Annotated in this window: 18 protein-coding genes; 11 read left to right on the forward strand and 7 right to left on the reverse strand. The window is 64.6% G+C overall.

The annotated features are described in order from the left end of the window. Position 1: 1 nt before the first annotated feature. From trpD to KBP54_RS11105, 7 genes are read left to right on the forward strand one after another with little or no spacing between them, the layout of a single operon-like run. A complete protein-coding gene (gene trpD / locus KBP54_RS11075; protein WP_256005802.1) occupies positions 2–1,030 on the forward strand; it encodes an anthranilate phosphoribosyltransferase in 1,029 nt (342 codons plus the stop codon). Further along, a complete protein-coding gene (gene trpCF, locus KBP54_RS11080) occupies positions 1,023–2,444 on the forward strand; it encodes a bifunctional indole-3-glycerol-phosphate synthase TrpC/phosphoribosylanthranilate isomerase TrpF (RefSeq protein WP_256005803.1) in 1,422 nt (473 codons plus the stop codon). The genes trpD and trpCF overlap by 8 nt, the downstream gene beginning before the upstream one ends. Next, complete coding sequence (trpB, locus tag KBP54_RS11085; protein ID WP_256005805.1) at positions 2,437–3,687, forward strand: tryptophan synthase subunit beta; 1,251 nt, start codon at positions 2,437–2,439, stop codon at positions 3,685–3,687. Before trpCF ends, trpB begins: the two co-directional genes overlap by 8 nt. Before the next feature lies 1 nt (position 3,688). Next, positions 3,689–4,546, forward strand: a complete 858-nt coding sequence (trpA, locus tag KBP54_RS11090) for a tryptophan synthase subunit alpha (RefSeq protein ID WP_256005807.1) — start codon at positions 3,689–3,691, stop codon at positions 4,544–4,546. 14 nt (positions 4,547–4,560) lie between these two features. Next, a complete protein-coding gene (locus KBP54_RS11095) occupies positions 4,561–4,908 on the forward strand; it encodes a Rieske (2Fe-2S) protein (protein WP_070478614.1) in 348 nt (115 codons plus the stop codon). 53 nt (positions 4,909–4,961) lie between these two features. Next, positions 4,962–5,936: a bile acid:sodium symporter family protein gene (locus KBP54_RS11100; RefSeq protein ID WP_070478612.1), complete on the forward strand. Its 975-nt coding sequence runs from the start codon at positions 4,962–4,964 to the stop codon at positions 5,934–5,936. 6 nt (positions 5,937–5,942) lie between these two features. Then, positions 5,943–6,251 carry a hypothetical protein gene (locus tag KBP54_RS11105; protein ID WP_070478611.1) on the forward strand — a complete coding sequence of 103 codons (309 nt, stop codon included), beginning with the start codon at positions 5,943–5,945 and terminating at the stop codon, positions 6,249–6,251. Here the strand turns inward: KBP54_RS11105 and KBP54_RS11110 are convergent. After that, positions 6,248–7,468 (reverse strand): HNH endonuclease signature motif containing protein, encoded by a 1,221-nt coding sequence (locus KBP54_RS11110; RefSeq protein WP_256005809.1) that lies wholly within the window; start codon positions 7,466–7,468, stop codon positions 6,248–6,250. The two genes, KBP54_RS11105 and KBP54_RS11110, sit on opposite strands and share 4 nt — an antisense overlap. A 676-nt stretch (positions 7,469–8,144) precedes the next feature. Between KBP54_RS11110 and KBP54_RS11115 the strand changes: the two genes are divergently transcribed. Continuing rightward, a complete protein-coding gene (locus tag KBP54_RS11115) occupies positions 8,145–8,588 on the forward strand; it encodes a hypothetical protein (protein WP_070478336.1) in 444 nt (147 codons plus the stop codon). 331 nt (positions 8,589–8,919) lie between these two features. Here KBP54_RS11115 and KBP54_RS11120 read toward each other — a convergent pair whose 3' ends face one another. From KBP54_RS11120 to KBP54_RS11145, 6 genes are all read right to left on the reverse strand, one after another. After that, entirely contained in the window at positions 8,920–9,261 is a 342-nt protein-coding gene (locus tag KBP54_RS11120) for a hypothetical protein (protein ID WP_070478334.1), read from the reverse strand. 20 nt (positions 9,262–9,281) lie between these two features. Beyond that, complete coding sequence (locus tag KBP54_RS11125) at positions 9,282–9,713, reverse strand: hypothetical protein (protein WP_070478332.1); 432 nt, start codon at positions 9,711–9,713, stop codon at positions 9,282–9,284. Positions 9,714–9,805: 92 nt separating this feature from the next. After that, positions 9,806–10,138, reverse strand: a complete 333-nt coding sequence (locus tag KBP54_RS11130; RefSeq protein ID WP_256005812.1) for a branched-chain amino acid transporter permease — start codon at positions 10,136–10,138, stop codon at positions 9,806–9,808. After that, positions 10,135–10,848: an AzlC family ABC transporter permease gene (locus KBP54_RS11135; RefSeq protein ID WP_256005813.1), complete on the reverse strand. Its 714-nt coding sequence runs from the start codon at positions 10,846–10,848 to the stop codon at positions 10,135–10,137. Before KBP54_RS11135 ends, KBP54_RS11130 begins: the two co-directional genes overlap by 4 nt. Beyond that, positions 10,849–11,457, reverse strand: a complete 609-nt coding sequence (locus KBP54_RS11140) for a YqgE/AlgH family protein (protein WP_256005815.1) — start codon at positions 11,455–11,457, stop codon at positions 10,849–10,851. After that, positions 11,450–12,871, reverse strand: a complete 1,422-nt coding sequence (locus KBP54_RS11145; protein WP_256006661.1) for a CCA tRNA nucleotidyltransferase — start codon at positions 12,869–12,871, stop codon at positions 11,450–11,452. The genes KBP54_RS11140 and KBP54_RS11145 overlap by 8 nt, the downstream gene beginning before the upstream one ends. A 149-nt stretch (positions 12,872–13,020) precedes the next feature. Between KBP54_RS11145 and KBP54_RS11150 the strand changes: the two genes are divergently transcribed. The 3 genes from KBP54_RS11150 to KBP54_RS11160 are packed head-to-tail and all read left to right on the forward strand — an operon-like array spanning position 13,021 to position 19,545. After that, a complete protein-coding gene (locus KBP54_RS11150) occupies positions 13,021–13,773 on the forward strand; it encodes an NUDIX hydrolase (protein ID WP_256005816.1) in 753 nt (250 codons plus the stop codon). Then, positions 13,770–16,235, forward strand: a complete 2,466-nt coding sequence (locus KBP54_RS11155; protein WP_256005818.1) for a DUF6049 family protein — start codon at positions 13,770–13,772, stop codon at positions 16,233–16,235. The genes KBP54_RS11150 and KBP54_RS11155 overlap by 4 nt, the downstream gene beginning before the upstream one ends. 1 nt (position 16,236) lies before the next feature. Then, positions 16,237–19,545: a murein biosynthesis integral membrane protein MurJ gene (locus KBP54_RS11160; RefSeq protein WP_256005819.1), complete on the forward strand. Its 3,309-nt coding sequence runs from the start codon at positions 16,237–16,239 to the stop codon at positions 19,543–19,545. The last annotated feature ends 32 nt before the right edge of the window (positions 19,546–19,577 follow it).

Below are 19,577 nucleotides of genomic sequence, written 5' to 3' on the forward strand. Positions count from 1 at the left end.
CATGGCAACCGAACGATCCCTCACCATCCTCAAGCGATTCCTGGACAACCGGGAGCCGACCCTCGAGGAAGCGATCGAGGCATTCACCCCGCTCACCGTCGGCGACTACGACGACGTCCACATCGCAGCACTCCTGGCCACGATCCGCACCCGCGGCGAAACCTTCGCCGACATCGCCGGCGCGGCACGCGCGTTCCTCGCCGCGGGCCGACCGTTCCCGGTGACGGGGGAGGGGCTGATGGACACCGCCGGCACCGGCGGCGACGGCGCGAACACCATCAACATCACCACCGCGGCGTCGCTGGTCGCCGCCGCTGGCGGAGTGCCCATGATCAAGTGCGGCAACCGGTCCGTGTCCTCCAAGTCCGGCTCCGCTGACGTCCTCGAGGCCCTGAACATCCCACTCGACCTCGACCCCTCGCGTGCGGTGCGACAGTTCGAGTCCTCCAACTTCACCTTCCTCTTCGCACCGGCGTACAACCCGACCATCGCGCACGTGCAGCCGGTGCGCAAGGCGCTGGGCGTGTCCACGCTGTTTAACACGATAGGGCCGCTGCTCTCACCGGCGCGGCCGGAGTACCAGATCATGGGCATCGCCAACCCGGCGCAGGGACGCGTCATCGCTGAGACGATGCGCGAGCTGGGGCGGGGGCGCGCGCTCGTCGTCCACGGCGCAGGAACCGATGAGCTGGCGGTCCACGGCGAGTCGCAGGTCTGGGAACTGGGCCGGGACGGTTCCATCACCGAGTACGTGCTTACGCCGGAGGAGCTCGGCCTCAAGCGCTGCTCGCTCGAGGACCTGCGCGGCGGCGACGGCGTGGAGAATGCCGCCGCCATCCGCGCAACCTTCGCAGGGGAGGGCCCGGAGGCGCACCGCTCGGCCGTCGCCGCCGGTGCGGGTGCCATGTTCTACCTCAACGGCACAGCGCCAACCATCGCCAACGGCGTCACCCACGCCCTCAACCTGCTTGCCGACGGCACCGTGCAAGCATGGTTGCAACGACACGAGGAGGCTGATTACAGTGCCTAAGCAATTACCCACCGTGCTCGAGGAGATCGTGGCAAGCCGACGCGGCGATTTGGCAGCGATCCGCGAGCGTCTTGCCCACGTGGATGTCGCTGCGCTGCCGCGCTCGGAGCGCTCGCTCTACGACAACTTGAAGCGCGAGGGCACCAGCTTCATCATGGAGTGCAAGTCCTCCTCGCCGTCCCTCGGCCTGATCCGCGCCGACTACAAGCCCGGCCAAATCGCCTCGGTGTACTCGCGCTACGCCGCCGGCATCTCCGTGCTGTGCGAGCCCTCCCGCTTCGGCGGCGACTACGACCACCTGGCCACGGTCGCCTCAAGCACGCACCTGCCCGTACTCTGCAAGGACTTCATCATCGACGAGGTCCAAGTCTACGCCGCGCGCTACTTCGGCGCCGACGCTATCCTGCTCATGCTCTCGATTCTTGACGACGCCAGCTACGCCCACCTCTCCGGCCTCGCCGAGTCGCTGGGGATGGATGTGCTCACCGAAGTGATTAGCGAGGAGGAGGCCGTGCGGGCTCGCCGGCTCGGCGCGCGGATCTTCGGCGTGAACCACCGGAACCTCCACGACCTGTCGATTGACCTAACGCGCTCCGCCCGGTTGGCGCGACTCGCTCCTGCCGAAGCGGCGGTGGTGTCGGAGTCCGGCATCCGGTCCGTGGAGACTGTGCGTCAGCTCGGCGGGCACTCGGACGGGTTCCTGGTCGGGTCGCAGCTGACCGGCCAGCCGGACATCGACCTGGCCGCCCGGAAACTGGTGTACGGGCCAAACAAGGTGTGCGGGCTGACGTCGTGGAGCGCCGCCCAGGCCGCCAAGGCGGCGGGCGCGGTCTACGGCGGGCTCATCTTCGAGGAGACGAGTCCACGCAATGTTTCACGTGAAACATCGGCGGACATCATCACGCATGAGCCGGGCCTGCGGTACGTTGCGGTCTCGCGCCGGACGTCCGGGTACGGCGAACTGATCCAGCCGGGCATTCACGCGGTGCAGGTGCACGCTCCGTACCAGGGATCGCTCGAGGCCGAGCGCTCGCTGGTGGACCGGGTGCGCGCGGAGATAGGGGAGGGCGTCGAGCTCTGGAGGGCGGTCTCCATGAGTGAGTCATCCGGCGTGGAGGTTGCGCTGGGGATCAGAGGGGGCGTCGACAAGCTGGTGCTCGACGCGCGCGACGGCGGCTCCGGCGAGACCTTCCGCTGGGCCGACATCCCGGACGAGGTGCGCGGCGACTCGCTCCTCGCCGGCGGGCTGCACCCCGACAACCTTGCGGACGCGCTCGCCGTCGGCTGCTCCGGCGTAGACCTCAACTCGGGCGTCGAATACCCTGCTCAGGCCGGGCGTAAGGACGCGGGCGCGCTGCGGCGGGCCTTCGAGATCATCGGCAACTACCACTACCCAAGGACAGAAAATGACTGATTACACCCACGGCGGCAGCACCATCCTGCCCGCATACTACGGCGAATTCGGCGGGCAATTCGTCCCCGAATCGCTCCTGCCGGCGCTTGACCAGCTCGAGCGAGCGTTTGTCGACGCCCTCGCCGACGAAACCTTCATGGCCGAATACCGCGCGATGCTTCGCGACTACCTCGGCCGACCGACCCCGCTTACCGAATGTCGCAATCTGCCCCTCAACGGCGCGAACGCGCGCATCTTCCTCAAGCGCGAGGACCTCGTGCACGGCGGCGCACACAAGACGAACCAGGTCATCGGCCAAGCACTACTGGCGAAGAAGATGGGCAAAACCCGCATCATTGCCGAGACCGGCGCCGGCCAACACGGCACCGCCACCGCGCTCGCCTGCGCTTTACTGGGTTTGGATTGCGTCATCTACATGGGTAAGACCGACATGGCGCGGCAGGAGCCAAACGTCTACCGCATGCGGCTGATGGGTGCTGAGGTAGTGGGCGTCGACTCCGGCGCCGGCACCCTGAAAGACGCCGTCAACGAAGCACTACGCGACTGGACCGCCACCTTCCACGAGTCCCACTACCTGCTCGGCACCGCGGCCGGGCCGCACCCGTTCCCCAAGATCGTCAAGGAGTTCCACCGCGTGATCTCCGCCGAGGCGAAAGCCCAGATGCTTGAGCGTACCGGTGGGCTGCCGGACGTCGTCTGCGCCTGCGTCGGTGGCGGCTCCAACGCCATCGGGATGTTCGCCGAGTTTATCGACGAGGAGGGCGTCGAACTCGTCGGCGTCGAACCCGGAGGAGAGGGCGTGGGCGTCGGCAAGCATGGCGCCGCGATTGCCGCCGGAACCGTCGGCATCCTGCACGGGACGCGCTCCTACCTGATGCGCGACAGCGACGGCCAGGTCGCTGAGTCTTACTCAATATCCGCCGGCCTGGACTACCCCGCGGTTGGACCCGAGCACGCACACCTTGCCAAGACGGGCCGAGCGAAGTACGTTCCCGTCACCGACGAATCCGCCCTGCGTGCGTTCCAGTTGCTGTCACGGCACGAGGGCATCATCCCGGCGCTCGAGTCCTCGCATGCGTTGGCGTACGCGCTGCAACGCGCGGCGTCCCACCCGGCTGACGCGGAGCCCCTCACAATCCTCGTTTCCCTTTCGGGCCGCGGCGACAAGGACGTCGCTCACGTCCGTAGAACACTCGCCGAACACCCGGAATGGGTTGAAAATGTGCGAAAGGAGACCAACTAACATGTCCACCCCTGCAACGTCACGTTACGAAAGACTCTTCGCCTCCCTGCACGAGAGGGGAGAGGGGGCCTTCGTCCCATTCATCATGCTTTCCGACCCCAACCCCGACGACGCCCTCCAAATCATCGACGCCGCCGTCACCGCCGGAGCCGACGCCCTCGAACTCGGCGTCCCGTTCTCCGACCCCGTCGCCGACGGCCCCGCCATCCAGGCGGCACACGTGCGGGCACTCGATGGCGGAGCGACCGTCGAAAAGGCACTGGCACAAGTTCGGACGATCCGCGAGCGATACCCCGAGCTGCCGATCGGCATGCTGATCTACGCCAACGTCGCCTACGTGCGTGGTCTTTCCTCGTTCTACGAGGCGTTCCGAGAGGCCGGCGCGGACAGCGTGCTACTCCCGGACGTTCCGGTACGCGAATCGGCGCCGTTCAGCGAGGCTGCTCTTGCCGCGGGTGTCGACCCGATCTACATCGCCCCTGCCAAAGCCAGCCCGCAGACTTTGGAGGGCGTCGCCGCCCAGTCCCGCGGGTACATCTACGCCATCTCCCGTGACGGCGTGACCGGCGCCGACAAGGAAGCCTCCGTCGACGGCCTTCGCGAGGTAGTGGACAACGTGCAAGCATACGGCGGCGCCCCGGTGCTGCTCGGGTTCGGGATCTCCACACCGCAGCACGTCGCGGACGCAATCGCAGCCGGGGCAGCAGGCGCCATCACCGGCTCCGCGATCGCGAACATCGTGGCCAAATACACCGAACACTCGCACCCGAACCCCGCGCGCATTACGGACATCGACGCGCTGACCGCCGAGCTGTCCTCCTACGTCACGGCAATGAAACAGGCTACTATCAGGGCATGACTTGTTCACGACGCATGTTCCTCCTCGGCACCGCCACCACCTTCGCCGGCGCGTTCCTCGCCGCCTGCGGATCTGAACCAACCGCCGAGGTAGCCAAAACCCAAGTACCGGTCGGCAGCGCCGTCATCCTCGACGGCTTCATTATCGCCCAACCGACCGCCGGTGAGTATGTCGCATACTCCCAAACCTGCCCCCACCAGGGCCAGAAGATCACCAAGGTCGATGGGGACACTGTTCGCTGCACCGGCCACGGCTCCGTCTTCAGCATTATCGACGGCTCCGCAGTCTCCGGGCCAACGCAAAATCCACTGACCCCAGCGCAGCTGACAGAAGAGGGTGAGACGCTGAACGCGTCGATGTAAAACTGCTGCTTTCTCGGCCTGCCTGGCGTGGCCTGCGTGGCTATCATGTGTGCATGCCAGGTTTTCTTCGCCGTATTGACCCCTTGCTCCTCGGCATCATCCTCGCCGCGGTACTCGCGTTCATTGCGCCCGCCCGAGGCTCGTTTGCCGAGGGCTTTTCCATTGCTGTCAAACTTGCAATCGGTCTGCTGTTTTTCCTCTATGGTGCGCGTCTTTCCACCCGCGAGGCGCTGCAAGGTTTGACGAATTGGCGCCTGCATTCGATCATCCTCGCCTTTACGTTCATCGCGTATCCTTTGATCGGCCTGGCCATGCGCCCCACAACCGCGTTCATTTCCGACTCGGTATACCAGGGGATCCTCTATCTTTGCCTGGTGCCGTCGACTGTCCAGTCCTCGGTTGCACTGACAGGCATCGCGCGTGGCAATGTGCCGGGAGCGGTGGTGGCGGCGAGCCTGTCGTCGATAGTTGGTGTCGTAGCGACGCCCGCCCTCGTTATGGTCCTGATGGGTGCCGACAGTGGCATTCATATCGATGCATCCGTGTTCCGGAATGTTGCATTACAGTTGCTCCTTCCTTTCGTGCTGGGTCAGGTCGCTCGGGCAGTGGTGCCTGGTGTTGCTGGCTTCGCTGCGCGGAAAGCTACCAAGCTTGTTGACCGCGGGTCCATTTGGATGGTCGTGTACTCGGCGTTCTCAGCCGGTGTTGTTTCTGGCGTGTGGTCGAATGTTTCTGCGCTCGAGTTGGTCTTCCTCTCTGCGTTCGCTCTGGTTCTGGTTTGCGTCATGCTGTGGGTGACGCGGGTTGTCCCGGAGGCCTTGAGGTTCTCGAGGGCGGACACGGTAGCCATCCAGATGTGCGGGACGCAGAAGTCTTTGGCGGCGGGGCTGCCGATGGCGTCGGTTATCTTTGGCGGCGGTCAACTCGGTGTGCTGATTGTGCCGTTGATGGTCTACCATCTGATTCAGTTGATGACGTGCTCCGCGTACGTCTCGCGCCTTGCCCAAACCACAGCTTCGAAGGAATAGTTTCACGTGAAACATTACGTCCGGATTCATTACAGCGCTCCAGATCTTGGGGGAGAGCTTCTCAATATTGCCGAACTTGAGGAGCTGAACCCTCGCGAATGTACGATGGTTCGGATGATCGAGCTGGACCCGAGCGAGACCATTACTGGCATTTATACCGACGGCAAAGTGATTGGTCAGGCGAATGAGCCGATGTCTATCGTTCCGCACCCAGACCTGTACGCACAGTTCGAGGGCATTTCTGCGACAGCCATTGCGGTAGAGGAGTTCGAGGCGCTGTGGGCTGAGGCTTGTAGTCTGCTGAGGCATGCTTAAACCTTGGGTGTGTCCCAATCCCACGTCGGTGCGGCTTCATCCGCAAACGAATCCACACCCCACCCATCCAACTCAATCTCGGCAGCATCATCGCGATACCCCACCCGACCAGGCTCACACACCCACTGCTCACCACTTACAAACCGGAAATACAACACAGGCCCAGGCTTGACCACCCGAATAAACCCATCCGTGACCAACGAATGACACCTCGAGCACAACGGCACCAAATTCTCCAAATCCGTGGTGCCGCCCTCGGCCCAATCCCGAATATGATGCATCTGCAAGAACCTGGTATGCCCACAGCCTGGCACCGCGCACTTATGCCCCCACATCCCTAACAACACCTGCACCTGCTTCGGGCTTGCAAGCCTGCGTTTGCGCCCAAACTTGATCACCTGCCCGTCGGCGTCATAGAGCACACCCATCAAATCTGCATGATCTACCAGATTGGCAAGCCGTGCGGCAGGAGCGGCCATGTGATTCGGTAAAAACGCTCGCCCATCTGATGTCATATGCACCATCACTTGTGCTGCCGGCGCCATCGTTGCATGCTTAGCGGCCCCGGTGCGCACCATGTGCACCATCCCCATCAGTGATTGCAGCATTAATCGTGCCGGTGGCAGCCCGAAGGTCGAGCGCATCATCTGCGCATCAGCCTCATCCATCGCGTTGTCGTCCGCATAGGCGTGTGCGCCTGCGCGCAGGGCTGCTTGAAAGGCCACACCGTCGGTAGCGTTCATGCAAAACCAGCCGCGTAGGTATTGGCCGTCTTCGCGGATGGTCAGCCCGCAGTGTTCACCAGCATCCTCGGGCTGTTTGTCGGTGGGGGTTGCGCCTGCCAGGGCGTGTACGAGGCCTTGGTAGCCAGATTCGGCGGCTATTTCTACGAGTTCGTGTTGGTTTGTGTCGGTGGCGTAGTCGAGCATGTAGCGCACGCTGGTGTAGTCGATGGTTCCTTGTCGCAGCGCGTCGAGGATGGTGGGAAAGGCGGTGAGTTTGCGTGCGACGGCGGCGTATTCGTAGGCGCGGGTGCGTTTCATTTTTAACACTCTGGCAAGCCATGCCCCGGTAGAAGCGCAGCCGTAGTGCTCGGCGAGGTTGTGGGCGTCGAATTCGGCGATCGCAGTGAGTATTTCTGCGTGTGAGTATGCGAACAGGCGTGCGCTTTCTACGATGGTGTTGATGATGGTGTCGGCGTCGATGGTGGTGTGCATGGTTCCCCCTGGTGTTTTGGTTGTTGTTTAGTATACGTGTTCGAATGGTGGTGTCAAGAGGTTTATTCAAATATTTGTTGGTGGGTGTCCGCGCGGCGGACAGTGCGCGGGGTGCTTTGCGACGCCACTTTCGAGCACGGGTGTGTGGGTGGGTGTCCGCGCGGCGGACACCTTGATGCAATCGTTTGGGTATTGAGCTGAACTCGCTCTGTCCGCGCCGCGGAATGCTACTGGAGTCGACTAAAGCTTCGTTGGAGTCCGCGCGGCGGACTGTGCGGGAGGTTGGGTTGCAACAACGGCGAGTTGTCCGCCCCGCGGAATGCGTGCTTCGCCGATGCAATTCGCGAAGTGGTGTCCGCCCCGCGGAAAGTGAACAATACTGGGTTGCAACAACGGCGAGTTGTCCGCCCCGCGGAATATCGAAACACGCAATCACCTGTCCGCCCCGCGGACAATCGGAGCCGTTCGACGGCCCCATGGGAGTAGCAAGTTCTCAACCCACTCTGACCTATTGGTCCGAGCCCGCGCAGGGCAGGGGAGCGCTGTTCCCAAATCACCTCTCGGAATCATTTGATCTCCGAAGTAACGCACAGGACGTTCCGATCGATGTTAGTTGCAGACATGCCAAAACTTTGGCGAGTCCCTAACTTTAACCGATCCCACAAAGGAGCTACCCATGAACCGTTTTACCTCCGTAGCAGCTGCTGCAACTCTGTCCCTGTCCCTGGTCGCTGGCCCTGCATTCGCGGCTGAGGCTCAGCCTTCCGACAAGGATGCCAAGGTTGGCTCCTCGGTTGCCTACGCGCAGTGCAAGGTCAAGGCTGAGGCCGCAGAGAAGGAAAAGGAGGCTAAGGCAAAGAAGAAGGCAGCTGAGGCACAGACTGCTGGTGACATCGCTAAGAACAAGGCTGATCAGACTCGTCAGGAGATCCGCGAGGAGCTGACCTCTTCTTCTGACGAGCTGGATTGTGTCAAGGAGCTGATCAACGACAAGGATTACAAGGCAGGCATTCTCGGTCTCCTGATCGGCGTTCCGGCTGCGCTCGTTGCACTTCTTGGTGTCGTTGCTGCAGTCTCCGGCGTCATTCCGGGCATTCAGCTTCCAGCGCTGCCGTTCTAATTCACTTATCGACGCCACATTCTGACCCAGCCTCTCGTATAAGGCTGGGTTTTTCAATTTGATTGGCGCCTATTAATTCCCAGTCAATAGCTCGGCCCCATCAACCCGCTCATGGATCATCTCAGCCCCACACCACACTGTTGAGTGACTATAAATATAGGCACAACATCCCCTGGGGACGCTTCAGACCTGGCAAGTAAGTGGCAGAAATTGAAGCTTCGCCCCTACCAAGACTATGGACCAGTCTAACGTATGTGACGTTATTAAACCCTGTGGCATATACGCGAAAGCGCCCGGCCCGAAACCCGAGCCGAGCGCAAAATCTTGAAATCTACTTTGCGTTCAGTGCCAGAAACGCAAGACCACCAAGAGCCGCAACACCGAGCAAGGAACCCCAGATGATGTCGAAGGTGCGGCCGATAGGCCAATCCTTTTCACGGTCATTGTCGAAAGAGCTTTGCAGTGCAGCGAGACCGAACTCAGCCTCGGCGATTGCCTTCTTGGCGTCAGCTTCGTTCTCGGCAGCGCCAATCTTACCGATCTGCAGAAGGGTCAACGCTGCGACAGACGAAGTGACCTCGTCTCCGCTCGAAGTCTCCCCAGCCTGTGCCGGTACAACAGCGAGCGAGAAGGCAGTGGTGGCTGCGATGGCAGCGGTAGCGAAACGCTTCATGGGAATCTCCTGAATAAATGTTAGAACGGAAGCTGAATGAGGCCTTGCTGAGCAGCGATGCCGCCCACCAAGGCAAGAATGGCGGCAGCAATACCGGTACCGACTAGGATGTCGTAGGTAGTCCCGAGCTTGTAGCCGTTGTTCGCGTCATTCTTATAGGACGACAAGATAATGGCATCGGACTTTTTATTGTTCTCCCCAGCCTTGGTCTTGAATACGCCTGCTTCGGAGGAGCCCTTGAATGGCGCTGACATGCCGATGCCCGGCTTAGCAAACTCAGCTACAGCCAGCAAAACTGCGTAACCGACTGCCTCATCTTCAGAAACCTTCGAAGAAGAGTCATATCCAAAACCCGGAGGGGTCTTATCACCTGCGTTAACAGCACCCGCCGGAACAACAGCGAGCGAAAGGGCAGTGGTGGCTGCGATGGCAGCGGTAGCGAAACGCTTCATGGGAATCTCCTGAATACAGAGGGCGATATTGCCAGGCTTTTAACAACAACCGCTAATGTATCAGGCAGTTTCTAACTCAGCAACACTTCTATTCACAAGACAAGGTTGACGAGCGCCACGTACAACCCCGTGCCGACCAGGATGGAGAGGGCGGGGGAGCGTCGCCAAGCGTGGAGGGCGAGCGTCACGAAGCCGACGAGCACCCCGGTCCACACGGGCTGGTCGGAGCTGGTGAAGGTGTACAGCACGAGGACGATCATGACACCGACGGGCATGTAGAGGCGGAGGAAGTCGAGAAGGGGGCTGCCGTCTAGCCACCCGCGGAAGGCGAAGGGCAGGGCACGCAGAAGCACGGTGACCACGGCGATCGGCAAGATGACGGCCCACACCATGGGCAGATCAACGCCGGCGGGAAGTCCGTTCATCGCTTCCACTCCAATCGCTTATCGACGCCAGGTACCCAGAACCGAACCAGCAGGACCAGGAAGTACGCGATGAGCGCTACCATCAGCATCTGTCCGGGGACGACGAAGGCTGCAACGAGCGCGATCCCAGCGGCGATGAGCACGGCGCTCATGTCGCGGGATGCCTGGAACGCCTCGTAGGCTAGGACGATGAAGAGGGCGGTGAGTGCGAAGTCCATGCCCTCGATTGTGCCGGGAAGGCGTTCGCCGGCGAGCGCGCCGACGAGACCAGACACGACCCAGAGCGCCTGGCACATCACGTGGATGGCGATGAGGCGCGGGCCGGTGTAGCGCGTGGTCTGCTGTCGGGCGCTGATGACGGCGTAGGCTTCGTCGGTTAGTGAATACATCGAATAGAGGCGGCCGAACGTCGAGCGGATCGCGTCCCGCGGGTAGGTGAGGCCGTAGAAGAGGTGTCGGAAGTTCACCATGAAACCGGTCATCGCGGCGGAGGCGGGGCCGACGCCGCCGAGTACCATCGGGATTGCGAGGAACTCGGTGGAGCCGGCGTAGATAAGCATCGAGAAGACCGGTGTCCACCACCAAGCGAACCCGGATTGCACCATGAGCAGCCCAAACGCTAGCCCGAGGGGCACAACGCCGAGCCCGACGAGCCACATGTCGCGCACTCCGAGGCCGAATTCTCGCAATGTTTCACGTGAAACATTCATCTAGTTGTCCTCGATGTCGGATGGGAAGGTGGCGAACAGGGGTAGGGGCATGGGTTGGCGGCGTAGGACGTCGGCCCACAAATCGACACTCGCGGGTGTGATGACGTCGGAGGGGAGGGCCGGGGCGACGTACCAGTCGCCGCGTTCGATCTCCTCGTCGAGCTGACCCGCGTCCCAGGACGAGAACCCGGCGAACAGGCGGAAGCCCTCCAGCAGCCCAGTGAACTGCTCAGCCGACGCATGCATGTTCACGTGCACAAGCTTGTTCGCGAGGCGCGTCAGGGTCGGGTGCTCGGCGATGTCGACGTCGTTGCGCGTGACGCCCAGGCCAACGGCAGCGTTCGGGCTGACGGGTCCGCCGTAATACATCACCGCCGGCTCGCTGGCGAGCGACTCCCACTCGGGCAGCACGTTTACAACGGCGGCGTCGGAACGACGATTCAAGATGACGCCGAGCGTGCCCTGCTCGCCGTGCTCGATAATAAGGACAACGGACCGCGTAAACGAAGGCGCCAGCATCCCGGGTGCAGCGACGAGCAGCATACCGCTGTCGGGTTCCGTGCGCTCGAGTGACGTAAACAGGCGGTCGCCGTAGAAATACTCAGGCATTACGTTCCTCCCACCAAGACTTCAGCGCAGCGACGGCCTCGTCGTGCTCGAGTTCGCCGCGCTCCAGACGTAGTTCCTTCATATACTTCCAGGCCTCGCCGACCTCCGGGCCGGGCTTGAGATCCAGGATCTGCATGATTTCGTTGCCGTCCAGGTCAGGGCGGATCCGCGCGAGGTCCTCCTGCTCGGCGAGCGTCGCGATTCGCTCCTCGAGGTTCTGGTACGCACGCTGCAGGCGGCGCGCCTTGCGTGGGTTTCGCGTCGTGCAGTCGGCGCGCACGAGTTTGTTCAAGCGGCTGAGGAGGTCGCCGGCGTCGGTGACGTAGCGACGCACCGCCGAATCGGTCCACTTGCCTTCGCCGAAACCATAGAAACGCATGTGCAGGAACACCAGTTGGCCGACATCGCTGATGACGTGCTTCGGGTACTTCAGCGCGCGGAGGCGCTTGCGCACCAGCTTCGCACCCACGACCTCGTGGTGGTGGAAGCTCACGCCACCGCCTTCCTTGAGGGCGCGGGTGGCGGGCTTGCCGACGTCGTGAAGCAGCGCAGCGAGCCGCAGCTTGAGGTCGGGGCCGTCGTCCTCGAGCTCGGTGGCCTGTCGAAGCACTGTCAGTGAGTGCGCATAGACGTCCTTGTGCTGCATGTGCTCGTCCTGCTCGAGCTGCAGCGCCGGCACCTCAGGCAGCACGAACTCGGCGATGCCGGTGCGAACCAGCAGGTCAATGCCGTCCCAGGGGGCGATGCCACACATGAGCTTGTCCAGCTCGGCTTGGATCCGCTCGACGGTGATCCGCTCAATCTCACCTGCCATGTCGCGCATCGCGTCGAAGACGCGCGGGGCAACCTCGAAGCCGAGTTGGGAGGCGAAGCGAGCAGCGCGCAGCATGCGCAGCGGGTCGTCGCGGAAGGAAATCTCGGGGGCCTGCGGGGTGTCAAGGCGGCGTTGGAGCAGGTCACTGATGCCATCCACGGGGTCGTGGAAGATTGGGCGAAGTGCGCCGTCGACCACATCGAGCTCGATGGCCATCGCGTTGCAGGCGAAGTCGCGCCGAATGAGGTCGCCGTCGAGGGTGTCGCCGAAGGTCACCTCGGGGTTGCGTGTCACGCCGTCGTACAGGTCGGAGCGGAACGTCGTGATCTCCACCTGCTGGCCCTCGCGCACGGCGGCCACCGTGCCGAACTCGATGCCGGTGTCCCAGGTCGTCTCGCCCCACTCGTCGAGAATTTCCTGCACGGTGGGGGGCAGGGCGGACGTCGTGAAGTCGAGGTCGTGCCCGAGCTTGCCAAGCATCGCGTCGCGCACGGGCCCGCCGACGAGGTAGAGGTGCTCGCCGCGCTCCACGAAGCGCTGGGCGAGGGGCGTCAGCAAGCCACTCAGCTTTTCGACGCCCTCTTCGGCCCGAACCTGCAACGCCGCGACGGCGTTCGGGTCGGAGGGGTCGGGGAGGTCGAACGGGCACCGGTGTGTTTCTTCAGTCTTTGTCACCTCTCACACGATACTTTGCTTCCCTGGTGCTGTTAAGTACCACAAAGGTGGCCAGTACGGATACCATGAATTGAATGACTGAGAACACTCGGCCGAAGCCGGTTCCTCCGTCGGAGCGGAAGTCTTCGAACTCTGGCGGGAAGGGGCGCGGGGACGGCGCTAACTCGAAGGCGGGGGGTGACTCCCCGAAGCGGCGGCGTGGCCGTCGGCGTGGTTCGCACGCCAAAAAGCGGGGGTCGCAGCAGCAGCGTCGCCGCGGGTCGAACCGGCGGGGCAGGGGGACCTCGGCACGCAAGAGGCAGCAGCGGCCGGTGGATTCGTCGCTGGAGACCCGGAACGAGACGAGTGCGGGCGGCCTGGTGGTGTCTGGTATGGCGGAGGCTGTGGACCGGCACGACAAGGTGGACCTGTCGAAGATTTACGTCGCGCTCATTGGGCGGCTGGACCGTCGGGGGCGTCTGTTGTGGTCGATGCCGAAGGGCCACGTGGAGGAAGGCGAGGAGCAGTGGCGCACTGCGGAGCGTGAGGTGTGGGAGGAAACCGGGATTACCGGCGAGGCCTTCAACACGCTCGGTGTGATTGATTATTGGTTCATTTCTGAGGGCGTCCGTATTCATAAGACAGTGCACCACAACTTGTTGCGCTACGTCGACGGGGCGTTTAACGACGAAGACCCGGAAGTCACGGAAGTCGCGTGGGTGCCGATGAACCAGCTGATCGAGCGCCTGGCGTACGCGGACGAGCGCAAGCTCGCGCGGATCGCGGTGAACAGGATGCCGGACTTGGCGCGCAAGGAAGCCGCGGCCGGAAGGTTGACACCGCGATGAGCAGCGTGCGTAGCGGAGCCGCGGCGATTGCGGTGGCGGCGCTGGGCCTGCTTCCGGTCACGGCGGGCGCCCTACCAGCGCCAACGTCGCCCGAGGACCCGGCGGTGGCGTCGCAGTGGGTGAACCCGGCAGTGCGTCCGGGGGAGGGCACCCGCGCGTCCATCACGCTTGTCGACGCCCCCTCGGCACTCAACGTCGGCGAAATGTTTCACGTGAAACTTCGCATCCACAACGACACGGACGCGCCGCTGGCGAACCTGCGCGTGGTCCCACGGCGTGGCCCGGCCACGGGTTCCGTGCTGGACCAGCGCGCGGCGGCGGTCGCCTCGGTGAGCGAGTACGGCCCGGTGGGGCGCGGAGTGGACGTCGATAAGGAGTTGGGCGCGGGGGAGTCGGCAGAGGTCGAGCTGGATGTTGAGCTGCCGGGCGCGGGGACGTACCCGCTGCTGTTCGAACTCAAACAGAACCTGACCACGCTGGATACTGAGCGCTTCCACATCTCGGTGCGCGGCGAGCCGTCGGAGGACCCGGCGCCGACTATGACCGCCCTGTACCCGATCACCGCACCAATTGACATTGTGCCCGGGGAAACAGGGGAGGCGCCGGAGCGCTCCCCGCTGCTGCTGAAGTCGGAGACGTTGGCGAACCAGCTCGCGCCCGGCGGGCGCCTTGAGCGGCTGCTCAGTCAGTACGAGGACGCGGTGGAGGAGCCTGGCGTCGGCTTCGCCACGTGCGTGGGGCTGGACCCGGCCCTCGTGGACACGGTCGCGCGGATGGCAGAAGGCTACCGCGTCACCACCACGCGCCCGCCGGTCGCTGAGGAGCCGAAACGGCTCCGCGACAGCTGGACCACCGACGACACCACCGCCCAGGGCGAGGTAGGCAAGGGACAAGCGGACGCGCAGGCGTGGCTGGAGCAGCTGCGCAGCGTCGCCGCGAAGGGGTGCACGGTGGCGCTGCCGTGGCAGAACGTGGACGTCAACACCCTGGCCCGCACCGGGGACGAGTGGCTGATGCGTGAGGCGTTGGAGCGCGGCCCGTTCGTGCTCGAGCGGGAGCTCGGCACGCCGGGCACGCTCAACGCCGTCATCCCGGGCGCCGGCTACATCACGCCGGACGCGGCCCCCGCCTTCGGCTGGGCCAACCACATCGATTCCGCTATCCCGGAGCACGGGCTGCAGGGGGAGTGGGAGGCTGCTCAGGCGGAGGAGGCGCAGACAAGCGAGGACGGGCAGGCGGCGCTCGACCGCAACGAGCTGCCGGACGCGGCGGACGTGTTCCCGGCAGCACCTGCGAACCCGGTGAAAGTGCTGGCGGCGCGAAGCAGCGTCGACCACCCGGGCCCCGGCAACGCCGCGTGGGTGGCGCCGGGGGTGATGGCGGTGCAGTTCCAGGACTCGCTGGCCTCGGTCTTAGCGACGGTCGGCTCCGCCCCCGCCACCGTCGGCTACTCGAATGACGCGCTGCGGTACCGCTACGAGATGGACTCCCAGCGGGCGCGCGCGATCAATGCGGCCTCCGCGCTCAGGCTGGCGGCGCAAGAAGCGACGCCGGAGGAGCCAGTGTTCGTGAACCCTCCGGCGGGCTGGGACGCGGACTCGGCGGCGCTGCTGCTGGGGACGGTCGCGGAGCTGGTCCGGTCCGGTGAGGTCGCGCCGATGAGTTTCGGAGACTTCCTGAACACGCCCGACCCGGCGGAGGTGCCGGCGGCGACGCGCGTGGGCACGCTGTTTCCGGATCCGACAGTGGTCTCGGACGCGGAGGTGCTGACGGCCTCCCAGCAGGCCGAGTTCACAGATGACTTAACGCAGCTGCTCGCGAACGACCCACAGGTGGCGCTGACGCGTTACGGGTTCACGCTGCCGCTGCGCCGCGATGTGCTGGCGGCCCTGAGTATGCAGGAGCGGCAGTCGCTGTCGCGGTACGACGCCGCCGTGCGCACCACGGCCGAGCGGTTGCGGGGCAGCCGCGACACGTTGCAGGCGCTGCGGGCGTCGGTGACGCTGATCCCGCCGGGCAACGTGTACACGCGGACCTCCCCGTCGAGCCCGCTGCTGATCGTGGCGCAGAACGGGATGCCGCTGCCGGTACAGACGACCATCCGGTTCCAGGCAGCGAGCGGCCCGATCACGCTGCACGTGCCAACCACGATGCGGATCCCGGCCCGCGGCTCGCAGACGGTACAGATGACGGCGGACTACCCGGAGGACCAGCGCAGTATTGACCTGCAGCTGTACCTGGCGGGTACCGACGGCAGTCCGATCTCGCAGCCGGTGAACATTTCTGTGCGCACGGCGGGCGCCGCCGTGGAGGGCTGGGCGCTGGTCACCGGGCTTGGCGTGCTGGTGGTGCTGATGCTGATGTATTCGGTGGGCCGCCGGCGCCGGGCGCGGGCAGCGCCACGCAGCCCAACAACACAGCAACGTTTGGACAATGAACACCCACCTTTGATTGGAGACTGACGTGGTTGAGCAACCTCGGGCTGGTACGCGTGGCCGAATCGTGCCCCCTGCACCGCCGGCGCCGGTGCCCACGCCGCGAGAAAACCCAGAGCTTATCGACGCCACCGAGGCCGAGGCCCCGGACCGTTCGACGCTGACCGCGGACCCTTCGGCGGCGGTGCCGAATCCCGCCCCGGAGAGCAATTCCGTGGTGCGGGCGACGGGGTCGATGGCGATCGCGACGCTGATTTCGCGCATCACGGGCTTCATCCGCACGGTGCTGATCGGCGCCGCGTTGGGCCCGGCGGTGGCGTCGGCATTTAATACGGCGAATACGCTGCCGAACATTATTACGGAGATCGTGCTGGGGTCCGTGTTGACGGCGCTGGTGGTGCCGGTGTTGGTGCGCGCGGAGAAGGAGGACCCGGACCACGGGGAGCGCTTTATCCGCCAGCTGTTCACGCTGACGCTGACGCTCCTGACGGTGGTGACCATCATCGCAGTGGCCGCCGCGCCGCTGCTGACTCGCGTCTTCCTCGACGATGAGGGCCAGGTGAACGTCGCGCAGTCGACGTCGTTTGCGTATTTGGTATTGCCGCAGATTTTCTTCTACGGCATGTTCTCGCTGTTCATGGCGGTGCTGAATACGAAGGAGCATTTCCGGCCGGGTGCGTGGGCGCCGGTGGCGAACAACGTGGTGTCGATTGCGGTGCTGCTGGGGTACATGATGTTGCCGGGCAGTTTGAATCCCGCGGCGCCGGCGTCGATAGCGAATCCGCATGTGCTGCTGCTGGGCGTCGGCACGACGTTGGGTGTGGCGGTGCAGTGCCTGATTATGCTGCCGGCGCTGCGCAAGCTCGGCATTAACCTGCGGCCGCTGTGGGGTATTGACGACCGCCTCAAGGTGTTCGGCGGGATGGCCCTGGCGATCGTGACTTATGTGGGGATTAGCCAGGTCGGCTACATCGTGACCACGCGTATCGCGTCGATGGCGAGCGACGCCGCCCCGATTATTTACCAGCAGCACTGGATGCTGCTGCAGGTGCCCTACGGCATCATTGGCGTCACGTTGCTGACGGCGATCATGCCGCGCCTGTCCCGCAACGCCGCCGACGGTGATGACGCCGCGGTGGTCCGGGACTTGACGCTGGGCACGAAGCTGACGTTCATCGCCCTGATCCCGATCATTGTCTTTATGACGGCGCTCGGCCCGGACATCGGGCACGCGCTGTTCGCCTACGGCAACTTCGACGGCGGCACGGCCCGCACGCTGGGCCTGACGGTGAGCTTCTCCGCGTTCACCCTGATCCCGTACGCCCTGGTGATGCTGCACCTGCGCGTGTTTTATGCCCGGGAGGAAGCGTGGACGCCGACGTTCATCATCGCCGGCATCACGATTACGAAGGTGGTGCTGTCGTATCTTGCACCGCTGGTTGCGGACTCGACGCAGTCCGTGGTGGTGCTGTTGGGTGCGGCGAACGGCTTCGGTTTCGTCGCCGGCGCGGTGATCGGCGCGCTGTTGCTGCGTCGTAAGTTGGGCACGCTGGAGGCCCGCTCGGTGCTGCACACATCGCTGTGGGCGACGGCCTCGGCGCTGATCGGTATCGCGGTGATGTTCCTGGTGCGCTGGCTCGTGCGCGATGTCGCGGGTATCGACGCCCCATCCTTCCTCGGCGGCCTCATCGGCCTGCCGTCGCTGGGCTTCTTGCTTGAGGTGATGGTCCTCGGCGTGCTGTTCGTGGTGGCGACGGGCCTGGTGCTGTCGCGCTCTGGCCTGCCGGAGGTGCAGAACTTGGGCCGCGCGCTGGCCCGCATCCCGGGCATGGGCCGCTTTATCCGCCCGAACGAGGACGCCGCGATCGAGGTCGGCGAGGTGGACCTGCGGGATGTGTCGCAGCAGTTCCTGGCCGCCGATACGTTCAATGCGTCGCCGGTGCCGCCGCCGATGTCGGCTGGTGTCGTGCGTGGTCCGCGTTTGGTGCCGGGTGCGTCGGTGTCGGATGGCCGCTTCCGCCTCATCCGCGATCACGGCTCCACGACGGGCGCGCAGTTCTGGCAGGCCCGCGAGGTGTCGACGGGCCGCTCCGTGGCGCTGACGTTCGTCGATACGACGGGCATGGCCCCGATGGCTCCGGCGACGCCGCGCCAGGCCGCTATCGATGCCGCGGGTGTGTCGCGCCGCACGCGCAAGCTCGCGATGTTGCGCCACCCGGCGCTGCCGGAGAACATCGAGATCGCGTCGTATCGCACCGGCGCCCTCGTAGTCGCTGACTGGGTGGAGGGCTCCTCGGTCCGCGCGGTCGCCGAGTCAGGCCAGACGTTGCACACGGACGCGGTGGCGAACGCGCTTGCCCCGTTGGCGGGCGCGATCGCCGCGGCGCACGAGGCTGGGGTGCCGCTCGGGTTGGATAACCGCCAGCGCCTCCGTATCGACCGCGAGGGCCACGTGCGCCTCGCGTTCCCGGCCGTCTTGCCGGACGCCTCCGCCGCCGACGACGCCGACGCCTTTGCCTCCGCGCTGCAGCTGCTGACCACCAACGTCGACTCCGATGACCTCGCGGATGTCGCCAGCACCACCCGCGCCCTCGTCGACGCCGACGCCATCGAGTCCCACGACTTCCGCGAACTCGAGCGCCAGCTCACCCGCGACGAAGCCGAGGACGCCCCCGCCGAAGCTATCGAACCCGTCGAGCCGGTCGAGGAGCAGTCTGAGGAGCCGAAGGACCTGCGCGGCGGTTTCGGATCTCGCCGTTACGGTCCGGTCACACTCGCGGTGTTGCTGTCGCTCGCGGTTGGCGCGGTGATCATCATCGCGGCGCTCACCGCGTACCTGGTCGGCTTCCTCTCCGGCGACGACACGAACGCACCCGTCACGGTGGACTCGGTCCAGACCGGGGTAGAGGAGGTCGAGGAGGAGGTCACGGGTCTGCCCGTGTTGCTCACCCCGATGCGCGCGACCATCGAAGGTGCTTCCGCGCCCGAGCTTGTCGACGCCGACCGCTCCACCACCTGGACCGGCTCAGACAACGTGAGCGTCGAGCTCCGACCCGCCAAGGGCGCGACCGCCCGCAAAGGGTTCACCCTGGAGCACGTGATCGTCGATACTCCGTCCAACGGCGACAGCTTCCGGATCTACGGCCTGCCCGCCGGCGCCTCGTGGAACGGCGACGTCGCAGACCTGCCGCTGCTTAAGGAGGGCACGTTCCTCAACGGCGAAAACGGCATCGACGTGGAGGACTCACCGGAACTCACCGGCTTGGTCCTCAACGTCTCCGGCCAGGACATCATCCTCCGGGACGTCACCCTCATCGGGCGCACTAGCCTCCGATGATGTCCACCATGGTGGACAAAAAACGCTTCCTC

The organism is Corynebacterium pseudogenitalium, assembly GCF_024453815.1.
GTDB classification, from domain to species: domain Bacteria; phylum Actinomycetota; class Actinomycetes; order Mycobacteriales; family Mycobacteriaceae; genus Corynebacterium; species Corynebacterium pseudogenitalium.